This is a genomic window from Pseudomonas sp. D8002, assembly GCF_013385695.1.
GTDB lineage: Bacteria > Pseudomonadota > Gammaproteobacteria > Pseudomonadales > Pseudomonadaceae > Aquipseudomonas.
Genome location: NZ_JACAPM010000015.1, coordinates 53,051 through 72,352, shown reverse-complemented (window position 1 = coordinate 72,352; position 19,302 = coordinate 53,051). Strand labels below are relative to the sequence as shown.

The 19,302-nt window shown below is 60.3% G+C and carries 19 protein-coding genes and 5 tRNA genes; 9 read left to right on the top strand and 15 right to left on the bottom strand.

Translation table 11 applies throughout. The features are described from left to right. Positions 1 to 10: 10 nt before the first annotated feature. Positions 11 to 2,170, bottom strand: a complete 2,160-nt coding sequence (locus tag HX807_RS09255) for a DUF1631 domain-containing protein (protein WP_177049794.1) — start codon at positions 2,168 to 2,170, stop codon at positions 11 to 13. Between the two features lie 282 nt (positions 2,171 to 2,452). Between HX807_RS09255 and nadC the strand changes: the two genes are divergently transcribed. Then, on the top strand, positions 2,453 to 3,301 hold the full coding sequence (gene nadC, locus HX807_RS09250) for a carboxylating nicotinate-nucleotide diphosphorylase (protein WP_008437288.1): 849 nt from the start codon (positions 2,453 to 2,455) through the stop codon (positions 3,299 to 3,301). A 134-nt stretch (positions 3,302 to 3,435) separates the two neighbouring features. Here the strand turns inward: nadC and HX807_RS09245 are convergent, their stop codons facing one another. From HX807_RS09245 to HX807_RS09230, 4 genes are all read right to left on the bottom strand, one after another. Further along, on the bottom strand, positions 3,436 to 3,741 hold the full coding sequence (locus HX807_RS09245) for a DUF6388 family protein (RefSeq protein ID WP_008437299.1): 306 nt from the start codon (positions 3,739 to 3,741) through the stop codon (positions 3,436 to 3,438). 136 nt (positions 3,742 to 3,877) lie between these two features. Continuing rightward, a tRNA-Thr gene (locus HX807_RS09240) sits at positions 3,878 to 3,950 on the bottom strand. 39 nt (positions 3,951 to 3,989) lie between these two features. Further along, positions 3,990 to 5,399 (bottom strand): O-antigen ligase, encoded by a 1,410-nt coding sequence (locus HX807_RS09235; protein ID WP_177049792.1) that lies wholly within the window; start codon positions 5,397 to 5,399, stop codon positions 3,990 to 3,992. Positions 5,400 to 5,485: 86 nt separating this feature from the next. Next, on the bottom strand, positions 5,486 to 5,899 hold the full coding sequence (locus HX807_RS09230) for a pilin (protein ID WP_087694624.1): 414 nt from the start codon (positions 5,897 to 5,899) through the stop codon (positions 5,486 to 5,488). A gap of 201 nt (positions 5,900 to 6,100) precedes the next feature. On the opposite strand from HX807_RS09230, the gene HX807_RS09225 reads away from it, so the two are divergent. The 4 genes from HX807_RS09225 to yacG are packed head-to-tail and all read left to right on the top strand — an operon-like array spanning position 6,101 to position 9,001. Further along, positions 6,101 to 7,309: a type II secretion system F family protein gene (locus tag HX807_RS09225; protein ID WP_218174056.1), complete on the top strand. Its 1,209-nt coding sequence runs from the start codon at positions 6,101 to 6,103 to the stop codon at positions 7,307 to 7,309. Further along, entirely contained in the window at positions 7,306 to 8,184 is an 879-nt protein-coding gene (locus tag HX807_RS09220) for an A24 family peptidase (RefSeq protein ID WP_371316463.1), read from the top strand. The genes HX807_RS09225 and HX807_RS09220 overlap by 4 nt, the downstream gene beginning before the upstream one ends. Next, positions 8,181 to 8,804: a dephospho-CoA kinase gene (gene coaE / locus HX807_RS09215; RefSeq protein ID WP_008437307.1), complete on the top strand. Its 624-nt coding sequence runs from the start codon at positions 8,181 to 8,183 to the stop codon at positions 8,802 to 8,804. The genes HX807_RS09220 and coaE overlap by 4 nt, the downstream gene beginning before the upstream one ends. Continuing rightward, entirely contained in the window at positions 8,801 to 9,001 is a 201-nt protein-coding gene (gene yacG / locus HX807_RS09210) for a DNA gyrase inhibitor YacG (protein WP_003215918.1), read from the top strand. Before coaE ends, yacG begins: the two co-directional genes overlap by 4 nt. Here the strand turns inward: yacG and HX807_RS09205 are convergent. The 3 genes from HX807_RS09205 to HX807_RS09195 all read right to left on the bottom strand — a co-directional run bounded on the left by HX807_RS09205 (position 8,998) and on the right by HX807_RS09195 (position 10,432). Then, positions 8,998 to 9,213 carry a hypothetical protein gene (locus tag HX807_RS09205; RefSeq protein ID WP_003215917.1) on the bottom strand — a complete coding sequence of 72 codons (216 nt, stop codon included), beginning with the start codon at positions 9,211 to 9,213 and terminating at the stop codon, positions 8,998 to 9,000. The genes yacG and HX807_RS09205 overlap by 4 nt on opposite strands. A 65-nt stretch (positions 9,214 to 9,278) precedes the next feature. Beyond that, a complete protein-coding gene (locus tag HX807_RS09200; protein WP_003215915.1) occupies positions 9,279 to 9,968 on the bottom strand; it encodes an energy-coupling factor ABC transporter permease in 690 nt (229 codons plus the stop codon). Then, on the bottom strand, positions 9,965 to 10,432 hold the full coding sequence (locus HX807_RS09195) for an FAD/FMN-containing dehydrogenase (RefSeq protein WP_177049790.1): 468 nt from the start codon (positions 10,430 to 10,432) through the stop codon (positions 9,965 to 9,967). The genes HX807_RS09200 and HX807_RS09195 overlap by 4 nt, the downstream gene beginning before the upstream one ends. A gap of 102 nt (positions 10,433 to 10,534) precedes the next feature. Here HX807_RS09195 and HX807_RS09190 point away from each other — a divergent pair, with 102 nt between their 5' ends. The 3 genes from HX807_RS09190 to HX807_RS09180 all read left to right on the top strand — a co-directional run bounded on the left by HX807_RS09190 (position 10,535) and on the right by HX807_RS09180 (position 12,786). Next, positions 10,535 to 11,164, top strand: a complete 630-nt coding sequence (locus HX807_RS09190; protein WP_008437312.1) for a DUF1780 domain-containing protein — start codon at positions 10,535 to 10,537, stop codon at positions 11,162 to 11,164. 89 nt (positions 11,165 to 11,253) lie between these two features. Continuing rightward, entirely contained in the window at positions 11,254 to 11,427 is a 174-nt protein-coding gene (locus tag HX807_RS09185) for a DUF3094 family protein (protein ID WP_010174986.1), read from the top strand. 60 nt (positions 11,428 to 11,487) lie between these two features. Continuing rightward, complete coding sequence (locus HX807_RS09180) at positions 11,488 to 12,786, top strand: NAD(P)/FAD-dependent oxidoreductase (protein ID WP_134327334.1); 1,299 nt, start codon at positions 11,488 to 11,490, stop codon at positions 12,784 to 12,786. A 192-nt stretch (positions 12,787 to 12,978) separates the two neighbouring features. On the opposite strand, the gene HX807_RS09175 is transcribed toward HX807_RS09180, so the two are convergent. The 7 genes from HX807_RS09175 to rluD all read right to left on the bottom strand — a co-directional run bounded on the left by HX807_RS09175 (position 12,979) and on the right by rluD (position 18,094). After that, positions 12,979 to 13,055: transfer RNA gene (locus HX807_RS09175), tRNA-Pro, on the bottom strand. 94 nt (positions 13,056 to 13,149) lie between these two features. Continuing rightward, positions 13,150 to 13,225 (bottom strand) — tRNA-Lys (locus HX807_RS09170). A 5-nt stretch (positions 13,226 to 13,230) separates the two neighbouring features. Continuing rightward, a tRNA-Pro gene (locus tag HX807_RS09165) sits at positions 13,231 to 13,307 on the bottom strand. Positions 13,308 to 13,317: 10 nt separating this feature from the next. Next, a tRNA-Asn gene (locus HX807_RS09160) sits at positions 13,318 to 13,393 on the bottom strand. 300 nt (positions 13,394 to 13,693) lie between these two features. Next, positions 13,694 to 16,258, bottom strand: coding sequence for an ATP-dependent chaperone ClpB (gene clpB, locus HX807_RS09155; RefSeq protein ID WP_177027815.1), 2,565 nt, complete (start codon positions 16,256 to 16,258; stop codon positions 13,694 to 13,696). A gap of 151 nt (positions 16,259 to 16,409) precedes the next feature. After that, positions 16,410 to 17,135: a peptidoglycan editing factor PgeF gene (pgeF, locus tag HX807_RS09150; protein WP_134327335.1), complete on the bottom strand. Its 726-nt coding sequence runs from the start codon at positions 17,133 to 17,135 to the stop codon at positions 16,410 to 16,412. Then, positions 17,132 to 18,094, bottom strand: coding sequence for a 23S rRNA pseudouridine(1911/1915/1917) synthase RluD (gene rluD / locus HX807_RS09145; protein WP_003215899.1), 963 nt, complete (start codon positions 18,092 to 18,094; stop codon positions 17,132 to 17,134). The genes pgeF and rluD overlap by 4 nt, the downstream gene beginning before the upstream one ends. A gap of 149 nt (positions 18,095 to 18,243) precedes the next feature. Between rluD and HX807_RS09140 the strand changes: the two genes are divergently transcribed. Beyond that, entirely contained in the window at positions 18,244 to 19,269 is a 1,026-nt protein-coding gene (locus HX807_RS09140; protein WP_008432851.1) for an outer membrane protein assembly factor BamD, read from the top strand. Positions 19,270 to 19,302 lie beyond the last annotated feature (33 nt).

The following is a 19,302-nucleotide window of genomic DNA, read 5'->3' as shown; positions in this document are numbered from 1 at the left end:
CTGGTTGCGATCACTTGGCGCGATGAAGTTGGCGCAGGTTGCCAATCACCGAAGCCAGGGCGCGGTCGAACAACAGCGCATCATCCAGGGTTCGCACCGCGCCGCGCTTGAACTCCAGGGCCAGTTCAAGCGGATTTTTTTCCAATACCTTGAGGCCGGTTCGATTGACGAAAATACAGGTATTGCCCGGCGCAATAATCGCCGTCAGCTTGCAACGCAGGGTGTTTTCGGCGTCTTCCTGAAATTCCACCCAGCAACCGATCCGCAGTTGGCGAACCTTGAGCAGGTCGGGATCATCTTCCGGCAGGCTCGCCTCGATGGCCGGTGCCGCGGGACTGAGGACGAATGCCTCGCGCACCTCGACTTGCGACAGCGACGGTTGTTCCTCGGCACTGCCCCGGAACGACTGGACATGCAGGGTTTGCAAGCGGGTGAAAAATTCCCGGGTAATGAAGGGATCGAATGCCGCGCCGCTCAACCCATCGCGCAAGGCTTTCAGCAAGCCTGGCAACTGCTCCAGCAGGTGCCGGCCGGCTTCGGTGTCTTCGCTGAGGCCGACACTCCAGATCAACTCGTCCATGGTGCGCAACCCGGCCAGCCATTGTGGCGAGTGCTCGCCATGCTTCAGGCACGCCAGCAACAGCACCTGGCTCCAGGCCTGTTGCAGGAACTGCACCACGACCTCGGGCAGTACTTTGCCCAGCAACCGCAGATTGAGGGCTTCGGCTACACGCTGACGAGCGATTTCGGTACGGGCGCGCCCTTCTTCCGCATCGCGGGTACGTTGCTCCAGCAATTCGCTGCGGCGTCGCTCGTCATGGGTAAACGCGGTGAACTCGGTCAGGAGCTGGGAAAAGATCGCCGGATCATCCACAAAATCGTTCAACAACCGCTGCACCACCTGCTCGATGTGCAGGTACAGGCTGTCGCGCTGATAATCGTCGCGCTGGCTCCAGCCCATGGCCGCCGAAGCGATTTCATTGAGCAAGCGTCGCGCCGGGTGATTGGTGCGGCTGAAAAAACTCTTGTCCAGCACCGCCACTTTCAGCATCGGGATCTGCAGGCGCGCGATCAGCGCCTTGAGGGATTCGGGCACCGTACCGTCATTGAGGATGAACTCGAACAGCATGGCGATCAGGTTGATCACATCCTCGTCCGCATCCTCCACCACCCGAGACTTGCCGCTCTTGACGCTGACCCGGGTCAGCAATTGTTCAAGCTGGTTGCGCAGGTCGAAATCATCCTCGACCTCAGGCTCAGGCACATATTGCTGCAAATGGGAGAGCAGGCGCAGCAAGTCACGGGTGGAGATGGGCTGGGTCTCGGCGCTGGCTTCCAGCGTGGGTGCCACGCTGCCGCGCACTGCCGACAGCAATTCCTGCAACGCCGCGAAAACTTCCTCGCCGCTGTCGTCTGCCGGGTGGCCGGCAATCGGCGGGGTGTCTTCAGGCAACTCGGCCGTGGCGACGGCGCGCCGCGATGGCACGGCCTTGAGTTCGGGCAATACGCCGGTGGCGATCAGCAACTGATTGGCTTCGCCGTACAACAGATCAGCGTCACTGAGCACGTATTTCTCAAACAGCTTGAGAATGATCAGCTTGACCCGGATTTCCACGCCAAGGCTGCGTCCTGCCTGCAGAAAAAACGCGCACAGCATTGCCGGGCCCAGGGGGTTGTCCCGATCATCCAGGCGTTTGTCGAGCAAGGCATTCAGCCGGGCTGTCAATTGCCCAAGGGCGAGCCCGTCACGGCGCAGCACCTTGCCCAGCATGGCCTCGAGCGCGACGGCTTTTTCCAGCTCATCGCCCGAGACCCCGGGCGCCGCGGTGTAGGACACCACCGGAATCAGTTGCAGCTCACCGCGCTCCACGTTGCCAAGATTGGCAAACGCTTCGTAGAGTTGCTCCATGAAGCCACGCTCGAAATTCTTGCGCTTGAGGCGCAGGTCGCGCATGGCTTCAAAGAAAATACCGTGGTCGACGTTACTGCGGGTCTTGTCGGCCATTTCGAACAGGGTGTCGTCGGCGTTATCAAACAGCTCCTGCAGTCCCTGCCTGAGTTGCTGCGCCGCCTTGTCACGGACCTGGAGCAACACCACCGGCAGGCGGGCGAGCGGCGATGGCGTCGCCCGTGCCTTATTGATCGGCACCACCTTCCCGTCATTGTGCATCCTGGCCTCCTGAAACGGCGGTATTCGATTGTGTGAAAGATCGGTGCAGCAACGGCGCGAAGCACGCCGGGGCACTGCGAAAATCGGGCTATCACCGTGACGTCAAAGCTATGACGCCAATTGCAAGGCGCGAGATTATCTTGCAAATGAGGGTTGTTGCGCCAGCGAACTCTGTGATTGCCGTGTAAATGAACATCGCGCACCGCACCCGTGGTGCCAGTTGCCTTGGGTTCAGGCCCGCCCTGCCCCTATAATCCAGGCACTTTGTTTGTGGAGCCTGTTATGCCCAATCTTCGTCTAGCCGACCTGACCGCCGAAATCGAAGCCAACGTGCGTCGCGCACTGCTGGAAGACATCGGCAGCGGGGATATCACCGCACAACTGATCCCCGCCGAACGCCTGGCCAAGGCCACGATCATCACGCGCGACGCCGCCGTCATCAGCGGCACGGCCTGGGTGGAAGCGGTGTTTCGCCAATTGGACCCACGCGTCGCGGTGCATTGGCAGGTGCGCGACGGCGAACGTGTCAGCCCCAACCAGGCGCTGTTTCACCTTGAAGGCCCGGCCCGCTCGCTGCTCAGTGGCGAGCGTTGCGCGCTGAATTTCCTGCAACTGTTGTCAGGCGTTGCCACCCGCGCCCAATACCTGGCGGACTTTGTCGCGTCCACCCAGGTCAAGCTGCTGGATACCCGCAAGACACTGCCCGGCCTGCGCCTGGCGCAAAAATATGCAGTGACCTGCGGTGGTTGCCACAACCACCGCATCGGCCTGTATGACGCGTTCCTGATCAAGGAAAACCATATCGCAGCCTGCGGCGGCATTGCCCAGGCCATCAGCGCCGCCCACAAGATCGCCCCGGGCAAGCCGGTGGAAATCGAAGTAGAAAGCCTGGAGGAACTGCGTGAGGCACTGGCGGCGGGCGCCGACATCATCATGCTGGATGAGCTGAGCCTGGATGACATGCGCGAAGCGGTGCGCCTGAACAACGGCAAAGCCAAGCTGGAGGCCAGTGGCGGGATCAACGAAAGCACCCTGCTGCCCATCGCTGAAACCGGCGTGGACTACATCTCCATCGGGGCGATGACCAAGGATGTGAAGGCGGTGGATTTGTCGATGCGGCTTAGTCTCTGAAACGCCCTTGAATGTAAGCGCCTGCTTTTGTGGCGAGGGAGCTTGCTCCCGCTGGAGTGCGCAGCGCTCCCAAGGTTTTTGGGGTCGCTTGGCAACCCAGCGGGAGCAAGCTCCCTCACCACATCAAACTTGTGTCAGATCGCGAGATTGTTCATCCCGCAATACTCGTTCCAGTCGACACCCAACACCTCGGCCGCTTCCTTGTGCAAAGCCAGGCGCGCCGCCTCGAACGCTTCGGGGGTGGAGGTGTACTTCAGGGTCAGTTCCCATGGCTGCAGGCCCTGGGCCTCGGCCTCATCCTCAAACGCCCATTGGATCTGGTCCCTTTGATCATCGGCGCTCAGGTCCTTGATCTCATCCAGCAGTTCCGGCGACTCCGCGACGTACTTTTTGAGGGCTGCTTCGTGCCGCGCTTCCTGGGTCATTTCTTGTGTGGTCATGTCGTTCTCTTAGATCGAGGAATGGGGATGCATCTGGGTCATCAAGGTCGCGCAGATACAAAAGAACAGGCATGAATACCGGTTCGTCTGGCCTTCAGAACCATTCTGGGATCATCTGAAAACTGTGTTGCCTTTGTGCCCGAGACAGGAATCGAACCTGCGACCTTCGCGTTACGAGTGCGCTGCTCTACCGGCTGAGCTACACGGGCGGTGGGCTAAAGCTAGCACTGCCTTGGACGTCCGGCAACTCACTGCATTTCGAGGGCAATCACGCCTTGCACCCAAAAGCGTGGCTGCAGGTGACCGTTACTCAGGCCCATGTAGTGCTCGCTGCGCTCCTTGAGTCGGGGCACATCACGAATCGCGACGAACACCAGCAAGCCGACGGCCACGACGCTCGCGGCCATCCACACCCTGTACAACGCCGGTACCGGGGCGACCGATGGAACGCGCCACACATACAATCCCATCAGCCAGCCAACCACCAGCGCCAGCCAGAGTTGCGACACCGGCATCACGATTACCCCATCCACCTGTGCCTGGGTCAGTGCACCGATCAGCGAGGCAAACAGGCACAGGCGCAGCAGGTCCACGGGCGCCAATGACAACGCACGCTCACGCAACACGCCCAAGGTTGACCAACCCGCCCACGCAACCAACGCGATCACGCACAGCGTCGACGGTACGCCCCATTCGCTGGCCCACTGCAGAATCGCCTGGTGAGGGTGAGCGGCAATGTCATTGGCGATGTCGGCAAAATGCATCGGCCCGAAACCCAGCCAGGGCCGCTCGATAATCATGCTCCAGGCCTGCCACCATATCGGCCCACGCCCCGAGAGGCTGGTGGTCAGTCGGTCTACGGCACCATTGGAAATTACAATCCCCAAGTACCCTGCCAGCACCGTGAAGACCAACCAATACAACACTAACCCACAGGCCAGTGCCGCCAACTGCCAGCCGAGCCAACGGCGCCCCTGCGGCCCCAGGAACATCAGCACGCAGCCGGCAGCGCCCATACCGAGCCAGGTGCCGCGGGTACCGCCACCGATCGCGATCAGCCACCAGACACACAGCAGGGCGAACACTGCGCCCCGCGCTGGACGAGCGACGTTTGAAACCAGCAAGGGAAGCGCCAGCAGCGGCAGGGTGAAGGTCTGGAACTGACCGTAGAAACGTTTATTGGAGAACCCGGACAACAGCAAATCGGTATTCACGATTGCTTCGCCGCTGGTGAAGGCGAGGACCCCGGCGTGCAGATATTGAATACTTTTAACCGTGCACAGCAGCAATACGAACAGGACCAATACACGATCCAGGGACTCATCCCCATTGCGCCTGGCCCGGCTGAAAGCCACAGCAGTGGCGCAACAACTGATGAGCAGCGCCAGCTCGGTCAACGCCCAGAGTGGCTGGTGGGCCAACAGGGCCGAAACCAGCCCAGCGCCCCCAATCAGCGACACCCCGAGCGCTGTCGACCTGTCGACGCATCGCTCTGCCCGCGGCAAGCACAGCCCATACACCACTGCACACAGCCCCACCGATATCTGCACCGCACGTTGCCAGTCATGACTACTGAAAGGCGCGCAGATCGCCAGCATCAGCAGACACATAACCACGATGAGGAATATGTTCCCCCGCTGCTGGACAGACGACGTCATCGGCAACCTCTACTTCCTTGTGATGGGCGTAGAGCGGTTTACACACACGCTCTTCCTTGCTGCGTAAACAGTAGACGACCTGATGATCACGCGCCGCCGGAAGCACAACCTTTAGCGGCGTATTGGTCTTCTGCCGTGGTGGTGCACTTCCAGCCGGTTGTGGCGCTACGGGTCAAGGTGATGATCTTGCCCAGGACCGGCGCGGGTGCGTCGAGGATTTCACAGGCAATCGTGCCAGCACCGGTGGCGATGTCGCCGGTCACGTCAATCTTGCAGTTGGCCGTTGGGCTGGTCCCGCCAATCAACGCCAGGGTCGGTGGCGTCCCCTGGTTCAGCGTGTCTTCAAAGCCCGCCTTCAACGCGGAGACTTCGGCCAGCCCTGCGGTGAACTTGGCCTTGGCCTGGTGCTTGGTGTACATGGGCAGGCCGATGGTGGCCAAAATGCCGATGATTGCCACGACGATCAACAATTCGATCAAGGTAAAACCTTTCTGACGCATCACATTCACTCTCCAGAATAAAACCTTTCGCGAGGCGCATCCTGCACCCCGTCTCGGCAACCGCTCCAGTGTACTCACCCCCGCGCAACCAATGCTGAACAAGACGCACAAACTGACATTTTTTCGCTCACGGCGAGCCTGCCCGAATCCGTCACCTGACTAGGCTATAAATCTTCCACTGTCTGTGTGCGGAACCGTGAAATGAATGATGTTTCAGCGATCTATGCCTGGGAAGGCGTCAACCGCAAAGGGCGCAAGGTATCCGGAGAAATCCGCGGTCACAATCCCGCCCTGATCAAGGCACTGCTGCGCCAGCAAGGTATCAATCCTGGGCGCGTACGCAAGAAATTCGCCAGTTGGCCGAGCCTCTCCCTGCCGGTCAAACCGGCAGAGATCGCCCTCTTCACCCGCCAATTGGCGACGCTGCTGAAGGCTGGTATCGCACTTTTACAGGCGCTGGATATCATCGCCGAGGGCTTCGACAACCGGCATATGGGGGTGCTGGTACAAGGCTTGAAGCAGGAGATCGCCGCCGGCAGCAGCCTGGCTGTCGCCTTGCAGAAATACCCACGCTACTTCGATGATCTGTACTGCAACCTGGTTGCGGCGGGTGAACAGGCGGGCGCACTCGAAGCGCTGCTGGAAAGGGTGGCCATTCACCTGGAAAAAAGCGAACAGCTGAAAGCCAGAATCAAGAAGGCCATGACCTATCCCGTGACGGTACTGGCAGTCGCCACCGCTGTCAGCGCAATCCTGCTGATTCATGTGGTGCCGCAGTTCCAGGGGTTGTTTGCCGGCGTCGATGCACAACTGCCGGGCTTTACCCTGGGCGTCATCAGCCTGTCGGAGTTCATGCAGCAAAGCTGGTGGATGCTGATCCTGGCCGCGGGTGCCGGTTTCGCAGGACTGCGCAAAGCCTATCGCTCGTCCACAGGCTTTCGCCACTGGCTCGATGCCAGTTTGTTGAAAGCTCCCGTGGCAGGCACACTGCTGAAAAAATCGGCGGTCGCCCGCTATGCTCGCACGCTCTCGACCACCTTTGCGGCGGGCGTTCCATTAGTGCAGGCATTGGATTCCGTGGCCGGCGCCACGGGTAACGGGCAGTTCAAACAGGCAATCAATCGTATGCGGCACGACGTTGCAACCGGAATCCAGCTGAATGAATCCATGGCCATAAGCGGCCTGTTTCCAGGCATGGCGATCCAGATGACGGCTATCGGCGAGGAGTCGGGCACCCTCGATAACATGCTGGAAAAAGTCGCCTGCCACTACGAGGCTGACGTCGATAACCTGGTGGACAACCTTACCAGCCTCATGGAGCCGCTGATCATGGTGGTACTCGGCGGCATCGTCGGGGCATTGGTGCTGGCCATGTACCTGCCGATCTTTCAACTCGGTACAGCCTTTTGAGCACGCCACTGACTGAGATCCTCGTTTATCAGCCGTGGGTGTTTGTGTCAGGCGCGTTGCTGCTGGGCTTGATTGTCGGCAGTTTTATCAACGTGCTGGTATGGCGCCTGCCGAAGATGCTGGAACGTGAATGGCGAGCCCAGGCCCATGAAGTACTGGGCCTTCCCGCCGAGCCCATCGCGGCTCCCTATAACCTGATGCGCCCCAACTCCTGTTGCCCACACTGCAGCCACCCGATTCGCCCCTGGGAGAATATTCCGCTGCTCAGTTATGTACTGCTCAAGGGACGTTGCTCAAGTTGCCATCAATCTATTGGCGCGCGTTATCCCATCACTGAACTGGCGTGCGGGCTGATCTCGGCGGTTGTCGCCTGGCATTTCGGTTTTGGCTGGGCAGCCGGGGCGGTGTTGTTGTTGAGTTGGGGCTTGCTGGCGATGAGCCTGATCGATGCAGACCACCAACTGCTGCCGGATGTGCTGGTGCTGCCGTTGCTGTGGCTGGGCCTGATCCTCAACAGCTTTGGCGTTTTTGTGTCATTGCACGATGCGCTGTGGGGCGCGGTAGCCGGTTACATGAGCCTGTGGTCGGTGTTCTGGGTGTTCAAGCTGATTACCGGCAAGGACGGGATGGGGCACGGGGATTTCAAGCTGCTGGCCATGCTCGGGGCCTGGGGCGGCTGGCAGATCCTGCCGATGACGCTGTTGCTGTCTTCCCTGGTGGGTGTGATGGGAGGCCTGATTCTATTGCGCCTGCGCAAAGCCCACGCATCCACTCCAATGCCTTTTGGTCCGTATCTGGCAATTGCCGGCTGGATTGCATTGCTCTGGGGTGGTCAAATAACCGACTTCTATTTGCAGTCTGTCGGTTTCAGATGACCACTTCTGTCGCAACACCCTGGATTCTTGGCCTCACTGGCGGCATCGGCAGTGGCAAAAGCGCGGCCGCCGAACACTTCGTCCGGCTTGGCGTGGACTTGATTGACGCCGACCACGCCGCGCGCTGGGTAGTCGAACCCGGGCGCCCTGCCCTGGCGCAGATTGCCGGGCATTTCGGTGCGGGTGTGCTGCAGCCTGACGGGCAACTGGACCGCGGCGCGTTGCGCAAGCTGATCTTCGAAGTGCCCGACGAGCGCCGCTGGCTGGAGGCGTTGCTGCACCCGCTGATCGCCGAGGAGATTCGCAGCCACCTGGCGCGTGCACAATCGCCTTACGCGATCCTGGTGTCACCACTGCTGATCGAGTCCGGCCAGTACACCATGACCCAGCGGGTGCTGGTGATCGACGTGCCGCAATCGTTGCAGATACAGCGTACCCTGCAACGCGATGGCATCAGCGAAGCGCAGGTGCAGGCGATTCTCAAGGCCCAGGCCACCCGTGAAGACCGCCTGCGCCATGCCGATGACGTGCTGGTCAATGACCAGGACCTGGCCCGGCTGCACGCCGAGGTCGAGCGACTGCACCACTTTTACCTTACTTTGCGTGGAGGCCGATCATGAGCCAACCCTTGAACGTCGAATGCCCAACCTGCGGCGCACCTGTGGAATGGAAAGCAGAAAACGTCAACCGTCCCTTCTGTTCGGACCGTTGCAAACTGATCGACCTGGGCGCCTGGGCGTCCGAGGAACACAAGATCCCGGTCAGTCCGGACGCCGAGGACGACCTGTTCTCCGAAGACTTTCAGCCCAAACACTAAGGCCGCATAAAGCCATAGTCCTGCTGGTCGTCGAGATTCTCTGCAAGGTACTGCAGCTCGTCGGCCAGGTCTTCAAAACTGCGCACGCCCTTGCTCTGCTGCACCACCGCACTGAGCATGGCGCGCAGGGTCAAGCCCGGGTCAAAGCCGATTTCCTGCGCCGCGTCCTGGCTTCTGCGTAACTCCTGCCGTGCCCACTCGTACACACTCATGATTCCGTGCTCCTGGAAATTTTGCAGAGCATGCGACCACTTGCGTGTGCGGCATTTGACCTGGATCAAGGCCGCGGATCGTCATCCTTCCAGGGCGCCGAGAGGTAGCGAGTGCGGTTGAATGTCTCCAGCCACTCGGGGCAGAACACCACCAGGGCGCTGATCACCATGCCGTTGATAAAGGCCTCGGGGAAAATGATCAGCCACAAGTAGCCGACAAAATCCTCGATCCATTCCGGCATCGCAAAACGGCCATCGAACCACAGCAGCCCCAGGCCTGCCAGCAGGCACAGCAAGGCCGACAGTGCGGCGGCGAAAAAGCCCGAACAGAAGATATACACAAAGGGATTGCGTGGCTTCGCCCGCTCCACCAGCAGCGCACATCCTTCGGTGACCAGCACCGGCAACAGGATCAGCAGCATGCCATTGATCCCCACGGCGGCCAGGTCCTGGCGGCCGAGCAACACCAGGCCGATTTGCGCGGCAAAGCCTCCGACGATCGCCAGGGGCCAATCGAGCAACAAGGTCACGGCGGTCATGCCGATGAAGTGGTAGGACACCCCAGTGTCGAAATCCCGGCGCACCAACCACAACATGAACAGTGCGAATACGGTGCCGAACAGCAAGTGCTGGCGTCGGCGGTCGGCAAACAGCTCGACCCACGGCGAACGCAGGAGCGCCCACATCACCACCGGCGCATACAGCAGCCAGCCGATGCTGAGGGTTTCCGGCGCCAACACCGCTGCGCTGATCACGGCTGCACCTGCTCCAGGGCCTCGCGCAGTTCAGCGGCGGAATCGTATTCGTGCTGCGCCACCAGCGTTCCGTGATCCAGTTGCAGCCACAGCACTTTATCCACAGGTGCGGGATAGCGCGGGCTTACACGGGCATCGCGGTCGAGCATGACGCGATAGTTGTAGGCCTGCATCGCCGGCACCGCGAACATCTTCGCGATCAGCCGGGGCATGCGCTGGATATCGGCGAGAAACACCGCATGCCGAGCCTCCAGGTAACCCTTGGGCTGGCCTTGCAAAGCTGCGTCGACGATTTTGGCGGCGTCCATGCTGCGCGCTACGAGCAAGGTTTGCGCCTGGTCATCCAGGGTGTAGGCCTGGTCGAACTGATCAAGCAACGTCCAGGGTGCAACGCGCTCACCCACTTCGACGGCTTGGGCCCACACGGGCAAAAGACTCAAGAACAGCACCACAAAACCCTTCACTGCATACTCCTCATGCCACGGGAAACTGTCGAGTGGCCAGTCTACACCGACCTTTTGACGCGGGACTTCCTGCGGTCATCATTTGGACGCTAAGCTGGTGACATGGATGACTCAGATTATTTGCGCCTGCTCACCGTAGCGGCCGAACAAGCCAATGCTTTCCTGTCCAATGCCCGCAAATGGGAGCGTGAGCGTTGGGTCTGCCAGCGCCTGTTGCAAGGCTTGAACGTGCCCTACCGCGCCGAAGAATTCCACGCCGCCGGGCAAGAGCCGCCGGACGTGCTGTTTCGCGACGCCAGTTTCGAAGTGTTTTTCGTACTCGATGAAGGCCGGCGCCTGAACGATGAATGGCGTGACGAACTGCTGCGGCGGCGCAGCGCGTTTTCCCTGAGCCAACTGGTTCGGCGAGAAGCCAAGCCCCGGCGCATTCCCGCCCACGAATTCCTGTTGCGCCTGGCGCCCACCCTGCGCAAGAAGGCCCACAACTATAAAGAGCGCGGGATGGACCTGGGGGAGCTGGACCTCATCGCCTTCGCCAGCCTCAAGCGCGAAGTACTGGACCTCAACAGTCACTTCCCTCCTCCCACCGAGTACCTGCGCCAGGGCTGGCGCTCGCTGTCCCTCGTGGGGCCGACCTTCGCCCGCGTACTGTTCGCGCACCCGGACGCGCCGGACTTCTTGCGCAACAATCTGGGGCGCAGCATAGTGTTCGATGTGGGCATCAGCCTGTGATCGGGTTGGCGACTATGCTTCAGGCAATGCCGCCAATCACCCGACTGTAACGTGGCGCCCTTCAGCAACGTCTACCTGACGAGGCCTTTATGACCAGCCGCCTGAACCCCGACGACCAACAGCATGTCGAAGAGTACCTGCAACTGTCCCAGAACCAAGTCGAGCGCAAGCCTTTCCGGCCCTGGCTGCTCCTTGCCGTGGTGCTGGTTGCAGTGATCGGCCTGGGTTTGCTGAGCCGCCTTTTGAGTTACCTGACGCTATGAGCTGCCTGGCGCTCGTTCGGGTAACTGCACCGATTTCCTTTAGCCTTGCGAGATATCCCCATGACTCATCGTATTATTATCGTCGGCGGCGGCGCCGGCGGCCTGGAGTTGGCTACCCGCCTGGGTAAGACTCTGGGCAAGCGCGGCATCGCCAGCGTCACCCTGGTGGATGCCAACCTCACCCACATCTGGAAACCCTTGCTCCACGAGGTGGCGGCCGGCTCGCTGAACTCTTCGGAAGACGAACTCAATTATGTTGCCCAAGCAAAATGGAACCACTTCGAGTTCCAGCTGGGGCGCATGAGCGGGCTTGATCGCGAGCAGAAAAAAATCCAGCTGGCCGCCACCCTCGACGAGGAAGGCCGGGAACTGGTGCCCGCGCGCGTGCTGGGCTACGACAGCCTGGTGATCGCCGTCGGCAGCACCACCAATGACTTCGGCACCGAAGGCGCGGCACAACACTGCCTGTTCCTCGACACCCGCAAGCAGGCTGAGCGTTTCCACCAGCAATTGCTCAATCACTATCTGCGCGCCCATGCCGGGCAGACGGACGTGATAGAGCAGATCAGCGTCGCCATCGTCGGCGCCGGTGCCACCGGCGTCGAGCTGGCCGCCGAGCTGCATAACGCCGCACATGAACTGGCCGCCTATGGCCTGGACAAGATCAAGCCGGAAAACATGCACATCACCCTGATCGAAGCCGGCCCACGGGTGCTGCCTGCCCTGCCGGAGCGGATCGGCGGGCCTGTGCACAAAACCCTGGAGAAACTCGGGGTGACCGTCCTGACCAACTCCGCCGTGAGTGAGGTGACGGCCGACGCCCTGATCACCAGCAGCGGCCAGGTAATCCCGGCCAGTCTCAAGGTCTGGGCCGCCGGGATTCGTGCGCCAGGCTTCCTCAAGGACATCGACGGCCTGGAAACCAACCGTATCAACCAACTGCAAGTGCTGCCGACCCTGCAAACCACCCGTGACGAGAACATCTTCGCCTTTGGTGACTGCGCGGCCTGCCCGCAACCCGGCACCGATCGCAATGTGCCGCCACGGGCCCAGGCAGCTCACCAGCAGGCATCGTTGCTGGCCAAGTCGCTGAAACTGCGAATCGAGGGCAAGGACCTGCCGTCGTACAAGTACACCGACTACGGCTCGCTGATCTCGCTGTCGCGCTTCTCGGCGGTGGGTAACTTGATGGGCAACCTGACGGGCAGCGTGATGCTGGAAGGCTGGCTGGCGCGGATGTTCTATGTGTCGCTGTATCGCATGCACCAGATGGCGCTGTATGGCTTCTTCCGCACGGCGATGCTGATGCTGGGGAGCAAGATCGGGCGAGGGACCGAGCCGCGCCTGAAACTGCACTGACAGCACGTTCCGGGATAGGACTCGGTGAGTGTGGGAGCGGGCTTGCTCGCGAAAGCGGTGGTTCAGTGCCAGATGCACTGACTGACACACCGCTTTAGCGAGCAAGCCCGCTCCCACATTTGTTTTGTGGTGCGGACAGGATTCCGCGCACAAAAAAAATCCCCGTATCTTTCGATACGAGGATTTTTAATATGGTCGGGGTAAGGGGATTCGAACTCCTGACATCCTGCTCCCAAAGCAGGCGCGCTACCGGACTGCGCTATACCCCGGTAAAAAAAAGGCGACCTCTCAGTCGCCTTCTTCGATCAGCGCTTTTGGCCTCTGATCTTAAGATTCGATTCCAGCGTTAACTGGTCTCAAAAATGGTGGGTCGTGTGGGATTCGAACCTACGACCAATTGGTTAAAAGCCAACTGCTCTACCAACTGAGCTAACGACCCAAATATGGTCGGGGTAAGGGGATTCGAACTCCTGACATCCTGCTCCCAAAGCAGGCGCGCTACCGGACTGCGCTATACCCCGGTTTTGAAATTGGCTCCGTGACCAGGACTCGAACCTGGGACCCAATGATTAACAGTCATTTGCTCTACCGACTGAGCTATCACGGAACTACATATTTCAAAGTGTTACGTTGTTGCATGTTACCTTCTCTTCGACGCTTCCGTATCGCTACGTTAGTGTCTCTGAGGCGCGCTATTCTACAATCTTAAAAACCCCTGTCAACCCTTTAAATTGCTTTTAAGACAATGATTTGCGCTTCTTTCTGATTTCTCCTTGGGGAGAAGAAACCGTTGGGCTGACGTTGCTGCGGGGCGCACTTTACAAGCCTTTGCCTTACAGTTCAACGCCCTATCGAAAAAAAAGGCCCCGCAATGCGGGGCCTCTTCTTATAGCAGTACCGCTTGGGCTTAGTGGAAGACGATTTCGTCGTTCTCCACCGTCGCCTCGACGCTGGAGCCCGGCATAAAGCTGCCCGACAGGATCAGCTGCGCCAACGGGTTCTCGATCCAGCGCTGGATCGCACGTTTCAACGGCCGTGCGCCATAAACCGGGTCGTAACCAACCGCGATCAGCTTGTCCAACGCCTCGCGGCTCAGCACCAGGGACAACTCGCGCTCCGCCAGACGGCTGCGCAGGCGGCCCAACTGGATCTCGGTAATGCCCGCGATCTGATCCCGCGCCAGAGGCTCGAAGATCACCACTTCATCGACCCGGTTGATGAACTCCGGCCGGAAGTGGCTGGTCAGCGCGTCCATTACCGCTGCACGCTGGGCTTCACGGTCACCCACCAGCTCCTGGATCTGTACCGAGCCCAGGTTGGAGGTCATCACGATCACCGTATTGCGGAAGTCCACGGTACGCCCGTGACTGTCCGTCAGGCGACCATCTTCCAGCACTTGCAGCAACACGTTGAACACATCCGGGTGGGCCTTCTCGACCTCGTCCAGGAGGATCACCGAGTAAGGCTTGCGCCGTACCGCTTCAGTCAGGTAACCGCCTTCCTCGTACCCTACATAGCCTGGTGGCGCCCCGATCAGGCGAGCCACGGAATGTTTCTCCATGAACTCGGACATATCGATCCGCACCATCGCCTCTTCGGTATCGAAGAGGAATTCGGCCAGGGCCTTGCACAACTCGGTCTTGCCCACGCCGGTCGGGCCGAGGAACATGAACGAGCCGCTCGGACGGTTCGGGTCGGACAACCCGGCCCGCGAACGCCGCACCGCGTTGGACACCGCGACCACCGCCTCTTCCTGGCCGATGACGCGCTGGTGCAACAGGCTTTCCATCTTCAGCAGCTTGTCGCGCTCGCCTTCGAGCATTTTCGACACCGGGATACCGGTCCACTTCGAGACGACTTCGGCGATTTCTTCCTCGGTCACCTTACTGCGCAGCAGCTGGTTCTCAGGCTTGCCGTGCTGGTCGACCATCTGCAGGCTACGCTCCAGGTCCGGTATCACCCCGTACTGCAACTCGGCCATGCGGTTCAGGTCGCCTTTACGGCGGGCTGCTTCCAGTTCCTGACGGGACTGCTCGATCTTTTGCTGGATCTGCGCAGAACCCTGCACTTCGGCTTTTTCCGAGGTCCAGATTTCTTCGAGGTCCGAATACTCGCGTTCCAGGCGAACAATTTCTTCCTGGAGTTTTTCCAGGCGTTTCTTCGCCGGCTCGTCTTCTTCTTTCTTCAGGGCCTGGGATTCAACTTTCAGCTGAATCAGGCGCCGATCCAGACGGTCCAGCACTTCGGGCTTCGAATCGATCTCCATCCGAATGCGGCTGGCCGCTTCGTCGATCAAGTCGATGGCCTTGTCCGGCAACTGCCGATCAGTGATGTAGCGATGGCTCAGTTTCGCCGCCGCGATGATCGCACCGTCGGTGATCGCGACTTTATGGTGGACCTCATACCGCTCTTTCAAGCCACGCAGGATCGCGATGGTGTCTTCTTCGCTCGGTTCTTCCACCAATACTTTCTGGAAGCGACGCTCAAGGGCCGCGTCCTTCTCGATGTACTGACGGTATTCGTTCAGCGTGGTCGCACCCACGCAATGCAACTCGCCCCGCGCCAGTGCCGGCTTGAGCATGTTGCCCGCGTCCATCGAGCCTTCACCTTTACCGGCGCCGACCATGGTGTGCAGTTCGTCGATAAACAGAATGATCTGCCCTTCCTGCTTCGACAGTTCGTTCAGCAGGGATTTGAGGCGCTCTTCGAACTCGCCACGGAACTTGGCGCCGGCAATCAGCGACCCCATGTCCAGGGACAGCAGGCGCTTGCCTTTAAGGCCGTCCGGCACTTCACCATTGATGATGCGCTGGGCCAGGCCTTCGGCAATCGCGGTTTTACCCACGCCAGGTTCGCCGATCAGCACCGGGTTGTTCTTGGTGCGACGCTGCAGGACCTGGATGGTGCGACGAATTTCGTCGTCACGGCCGATCACCGGGTCAAGCTTGCCTTCTTCGGCGCGCTTGGTCAGGTCGACGGTGTATTTGTCCAGGGCCTGGCGGGACTCCTCGTGGTTAGGGTCATTTACCGCCTCGCCGCCGCGCAGGTTGTTGATGGCGTTTTCCAGGGCTTTTTTGCTCACGCCCTGGCCCAGCAACAATTTGCCGAGTTTGCTGTTGTCGTCCATCGCGGCGAGCAGCACTACTTCACTGGAGATGAACTGGTCACCCTTTTGCTGCGCCAGTCGATCCGCCTGGTTAAGCAGACGCGCCAGATCCTGGGACATGTTCACGTCGCCAGTCGGGTTTTGGATTTTCGGCAGTTGGTCGAGCTCTTTGCTCAACTCCTTGCGCAGGCTGTTGACGTCGAAGCCCACCTGCATCAGCAAGGGTTTGATGGAACCGCCTTGCTGCTCCAGGAGCGCTTGCATCAAGTGCGCAGGCTCGATGGCCGGATGATCCAGGCCAACCGCCAGAGATTGGGCATCGGATAAAGCCAACTGCAATTTGCTGGTTAAACGATCAATACGCATTAGTCACCTTCCTTTTGAGCAGGCCGGAGCTATGAACAAACACATCCTGAATGAAGAAACCTGCCAGATACCCTTATAGATGGGGTGGATTCTGGAAGATTCAAGCGGGCGACCGCTGACTTGCGTCAGGATTGACCCAAGTCAAAGGAGTCTAGCGTTCAAGCCAGACAAGGGAGGCAAACCGACCGGTGCGCGGGCTGCGACGGTAGGAATAGAAGCGGGGATCCGTCACGGTGCACAAGCCACCACCGTACACGGCAGTGACGCCGCGGGCGGCAAGCCGCAGGCGAGCCAGTTGGTAAATGTCGGCCATGAACTTGCCCGGGTTCTGACTGGGCACGAACGCCTCAATCGTTTCCGGAAGTTGCTGCATAAAGGCTTCACGCACTTCCGGGCCGACTTCAAAGGCTTGCGGACCGATGGCCGGCCCCAGCCACACCAGTACGTCGGCAGGCTCGGTATCCAGGCTTTCAACGGTCGCTTCCAATACGCCAGCGGCCAGGCCACGCCAGCCGGCATGGGCTGCCGCGACGCGGGTACCGGCGCGATTGCAAAACAAGGCAGGCAGGCAATCAGCCGTCATCGAAGTGCAGGCGATGCCCGGAGTGCTGGTCCAACTGCCATCGGCTTCGGCAGTCCGGCCGGGATCCGCCTCGACGACAACCACACCGTGAACCTGGCGCAACCAGGCGGGCTGGATATTGAAGGCAGCGCAGAGACGACGGCGATTTTCGAGCACGGCTTCGAGGCTGTCCTCGACATGATCGCCGAGATTTAGGCTGTCGAACGGCGCCACGCTGACGCCGCCCGCACGGGTGGTAACGCAGGCTTTCACCCCGGCCGGCGCGGGCCAGTCAGGAATCAGCCAGTCACTCATCCGATAAACGCCTCGCGATCCTGCTTGAGCAGCGACAACAACCAGACAAAATCGTCTGGGAGTGGCGATTCCCAGCTCATCCGTTTACCGCTCGTCGGATGATCCAGCTCCAGGAAGCGTGCATGCAGCGCCTGGCGCGGGAAGGTTTTCAGCGAATCAACCATGGTTGCACTGGCCGCCGGCGGAATGCGGAAGCGGCCACCGTAGGCCGGATCTCCGACCAACGGGAAGTTGATGTGCGCCATGTGCACCCGAATCTGGTGGGTACGACCGGTTTCCAGCTTTACCCGCACGTGAGTGTGGGAGCGGAAACGCTCAAGCACGCGGTAGTGGCTGACGGCTTGCTTGCCGCCTTCCATCACCGCCATGCGCTGGCGCTGCTGGCCGTGGCGGCCGATCGGGGCATTGATTTTGCCACCGGCGGTTACCACGCCGATCACGATGCATTCGTAGATCCGGCTGACGCTGCGGCTCTGCAGTTGTGTGACCAGCTGCGTCTGCGCCTGAATGGTCTTGGCTACCACCATGAGGCCGGTGGTGTCCTTGTCCAGGCGGTGCACGATGCCGCAGCGCGGGACATTGATGATGTCCGGCACGTGGTGCAACAAGGCATTGAGCAGCGTGCCATCAGCGTGCCCGGCGGCCGGGTGAACCACCAGGCCGGCAGGTTTGTTGATCACCAGGATGTCGTCGTCTTCATAGACGATGTCCAGTTCAATGTCCTGGGCGATCCATTCTCCCTGGGCTTCCTGCTCGGCAGTCAGCTCAAGAATCGCACCACCATGGACTATGTCTCGCGGGCGGATAACCGCTCCATCCACAGTCAGGCGGCCGTCTTTGATCCAGGCGGAAAGGCGCGAGCGCGAGTGCTCAGCGAATAATTGTGCGGCGACTTGATCGAGGCGTTGGCCGCCCAATTCGGACGGCACCTCTGCGCGAAGTTCAATTTTATCGGACATGCTCAGACTAGGCGTGGCACAGCCTTTGGTTTCGGCTGCGCGCTTGTGGTTAAATACGGCGTCTTTTGCCCCGAGGCTTTCCAAGGGGCGCTCATCATAACAGGACGGCCCCGCCCAAGACAGCGGCCGTCATAGGGACGCAAGCCGCCATGCAAGTGAAACACCTGCTGCTGATCGCCATCCTCGCCATGACTGCTGCTTGCTCGTCAACAAAGGAAGTCGTCGACGAAAACCTGAGCGAGGTCGAGCTGTACCAACAAGCTCAGACCGACCTGAACAACCACAGCTACACCAGCGCCACGGCAAAACTGAAGGCACTGGAGTCGCGGTATCCGTTCGGGCGTTACGCCGACCAGGCCCAGCTCGAGCTGATCTACGCCAACTACAAGAACGCCGAGCCGGAAGCTGCCAAGTCCGCCGCCGAGCGTTTTATCCGCCTGCACCCGCAGCATCCGAACGTGGACTACGCCTACTACCTCAAGGGCCTGACCTCGTTTGACCAGGACGTTGGCCTGCTGGCGCGCTTCCTGCCGCTGGACATGACCAAGCGTGACCCGGGCGCTGCCCGCGACTCCTACAACGAGTTCGCCCAGCTCACCAGCCGCTACCCCAACAGCCGCTACGCGCCGGACGCCAAGCAGCGCATGATCTACCTGCGCAACCTGCTGGCTTCCTACGAAATCCACGTAGCCCACTACTACCTGACCCGTCAGGCGTACGTTGCTGCCGCGAACCGTGGCCGTTACGTAGTGGAAAACTTCCAGGAAACCCCATCGGTGGGTGACGGCCTGGCCGTGATGACCGAGGCTTACCAGCGCCTGCACCTGGACGCCCTGGCGGCCACCAGCCTGGAAACCCTGAAGCTCAACTACCCGGACCACCCAAGCCTGAAGGACGGCCAGTTCGTACCGCAGGTTGCCGAAGCGGACAACCGTTCGTGGTTGAGCAAGTACACCCTGGGCCTGATCGAGTCCCGTCCACCGCTGCCGCCGGGCGAAACCCGCGCCAACCAGGACATCATCAAGCAATACCAGGACGCCAAGGATTCGATTCCATCGGACCTCAAGCCGCGTGACGAAAACGGCGACATCATCGAAGAGCAAGGGCCTCAAGCCCTGGGCAATAACGAAGATCGCTCGTGGTTCAGCTACATGACTTTCGGTATCTTTGACTGATTGTTCGCCGCGATGCAAAAAGGGAGCTCTTCG